Annotated in this window: 3 protein-coding genes; 2 read left to right on the top strand and 1 reads right to left on the bottom strand. The window is 65.7% G+C overall.

Going from position 1 to position 2,347, the window contains the following annotated elements; all coding sequences use genetic code 11:
- Positions 1–310, top strand: a 310-nt coding sequence (locus tag ETD83_RS41255; RefSeq protein WP_205718180.1) for a hypothetical protein, incomplete at its 5' end; no start/stop codon positions are given.
- 214 nt (positions 311–524) lie between these two features.
- Positions 525–983, top strand: coding sequence for a hypothetical protein (locus tag ETD83_RS41260; RefSeq protein ID WP_138650676.1), 459 nt, complete (start codon positions 525–527; stop codon positions 981–983).
- A 320-nt stretch (positions 984–1,303) separates the two neighbouring features.
- Here ETD83_RS41260 and ETD83_RS41265 read toward each other — a convergent pair whose 3' ends face one another.
- Positions 1,304–2,179: an alpha/beta fold hydrolase gene (locus ETD83_RS41265; RefSeq protein WP_138650677.1), complete on the bottom strand. Its 876-nt coding sequence runs from the start codon at positions 2,177–2,179 to the stop codon at positions 1,304–1,306.
- Between the last annotated feature and the right edge of the window lie 168 nt (positions 2,180–2,347).

The following is a 2,347-nucleotide window of genomic DNA, read 5'->3' on the forward strand; positions in this document are numbered from 1 at the left end:
GCGGGCTGGGTGGGTTCGTGCGGTGCTCGTGGTCGACGCCTATCTGCACCTTGAGGTCGGACGGGTTGACGCGCTGATCGTGGATGCCGTCGAGTATGTTCCGGGTCGACGGTCTTTGAAGATGGCGATCCCTTACCGTCCTCAGATGTCACCTGAAGGCTTCGCTGTGTACCGGCCTAAATTTGTCGATGTCGTTGGCGTTGATGAGCCGGACTATGCGGCATTGGCGGATGCCTTCTTCGACGGTGTCGATTCCCATGAGCAGGCCGCGGCCGCGTGGAACGCGCATCTGATTGACGAGTCGGTCTGACGCGACGGGTTGGGATGGCCGCAGGCGGTGCGTGGAGAGATGTGTGGCCTTGGGGCGTGTTGTGAGTTAGCATTCCGGGAGGTCTGGTCGGCATTGGGAACGTGCTGTGGTGTACGTTCACGACCCGGGAGTCGGCCATGTCGCATTCCGTCAAGCGCACGCCCTCTGGGCTTCCCTGGCCTGGGAATAATCGTTACCCATAGCGAACGGCTGGTTGTGGATCGGCCTGGCAGTGGCGGTCGGGGTTCCGAGCCTGTTCATCGGTATCGAGGACCTGTTCGATCCGGCCGAGGATCCGCTCACGGGGTGGATCTTCCTGATGTTCGCGACGATCTGTGCGGCAGTGCCGGTCTGGATGCGGCTCGGACGGCGTCGTGACGCGGTGTTCTCCGGGCAGAGCGGCGTCGTCTTTCCCGTCAGCAGGTCGGCCGGTCCGGCGATTGCGGTGACGCTGGCCGCTGCCGGGACGTCCGCCATTCTGCTGGCCCTGTCGCCCGAGCTCGGGTCCCATGGTGACCTGCCCCTGTTGGTGTGTTGTTCCATCAGAAGCTTGATCTGCCGTTGTTCCATCAGAAGAACGATCCCGCGCTCTTGCTGTACGCGATCCTGCACTATGTCGCGTACCACGAAGATCGGCCGGAACTGGCGGAGCCTGCAGGCGTCCAACGGCTGATTTCCGGGGAACTGCGGTCCCTCGGGTCCGGGGTCTACCCGGATCCCGGGCGTGGGCGGTGAGTCGGCTGAGTCCGATGAGGTAGAGCATGTTCGCCCGAAACATGGCTGGTTGGTGGGGTTGCTCCGCCGGGCATCCGGCTAAGCGAGAAGGTGACGGCAAGGTCGGACGAACGGGGATGCTCATGGTTCACAGGGGAGGGCCTAGCAAGCCGCTCAATTGGGAGATGCCCTTGGGGCTGGTGGTGGCGGGGTTCCTTGTCTTTCTGTGGGTGTGGGCGGCCACGCAGGGCGGGCCGCCCTGGTAGTGGGTGGGTGCGGCTAGCGGGTTAGTAGGTGTTTGAGGGTTTTGGTGATTTCGGCTGGGGCCTCTTCGGCCATGTAGTGGCCGTAGGGGACGGTTTCGTGGTGGAGGTTTGCGGCCCAGGTCTGCCAGAGGGCTTGCGCGTTGAAGCCCAGGGCGGCACCCCAGTCTTGTTGGAGGACGCTGACGGGCATGGCCAGTTGGTTGCCTGCGACGCGGTCGGTTTGGTCGTGTTCTATGTCGATGCCTGCGGACGCGCGGTAGTCGGCGATTATTGACGGAATCGCGTTGCGGCAGGCGTCCAAGTAGGCGGTGCGGATGTCGGGCGGGATGGCGGACGGGTCGTTGGCCCAGAGGTCGAGGAAGTGGCCGAAGAAGGCGTCCGGGGCGGCGGCGATCAGCTGTTCGGGGAGGCCGGGCGGCTGGGCCATCAGGTAGAGGTGGAAGCCGACGGACGCGGTGACGCCGTGCATCGCGTCCCACATGTCGAGGGTCGGCAGGACGTCCAGGCAGGCCAGGTGGGTGATCGTCGAAGGGTGGTCGAGGCCGGCGCGGAAGGCGACCAGGGCGCCGCGGTCGTGGCCCGCTAGGGCGAACTGGTCGTGGCCGAGGGCGCGGGCCAGGGCGACGATGTCGGCGGCCATGGTGCGTTTGGAGTAGTCGGTGGCGGGCTTGTCGCTGGCTCCGTATCCGCGCAGGTCAGGGCAGATCACGGTGTGGTCGGACGCGAGGTCGGCGGCGACGTGGCGCCACATCAGGTGGGTCTGCGGGAAGCCGTGCAGGAGGATGATCGGTGGGCCGGAGCCCGCGATGGCCGTGTTGAGGGAGACTCCGTCGGCTACGGGGACGCGGTGGTACTCGAAACCGGGGATGGTCGGTGTGTTCTTGTCCATGTGCCCAGGCTGCCGGAGGTGGATGAGCATCCGATGAGCGCGCTATACCGTGGCTGGCGTGGGGGTGGTGTTCGGGGTGCTGGGGCCGGTGACGGCCTGGGACGGCTCCGGCGACGTGATCGCCTTGAAGGGGCCGAAGCATCGGGCTGTGCTGGCACGGCTCATCGT

It is taken from the genome of Actinomadura soli (assembly GCF_005889715.1).
Classification (GTDB): Bacteria; Actinomycetota; Actinomycetes; order Streptosporangiales; family Streptosporangiaceae; genus Spirillospora; species Spirillospora soli.

Bases quoted from the DNA above. Each gene is read 5' to 3' on its own strand.
- ETD83_RS41265 (WP_138650677.1), bottom strand. From the start codon at position 2,179: ATGGACAAGAACACACCGACCATCCCCGGTTTCGAGTACCACCGCGTC.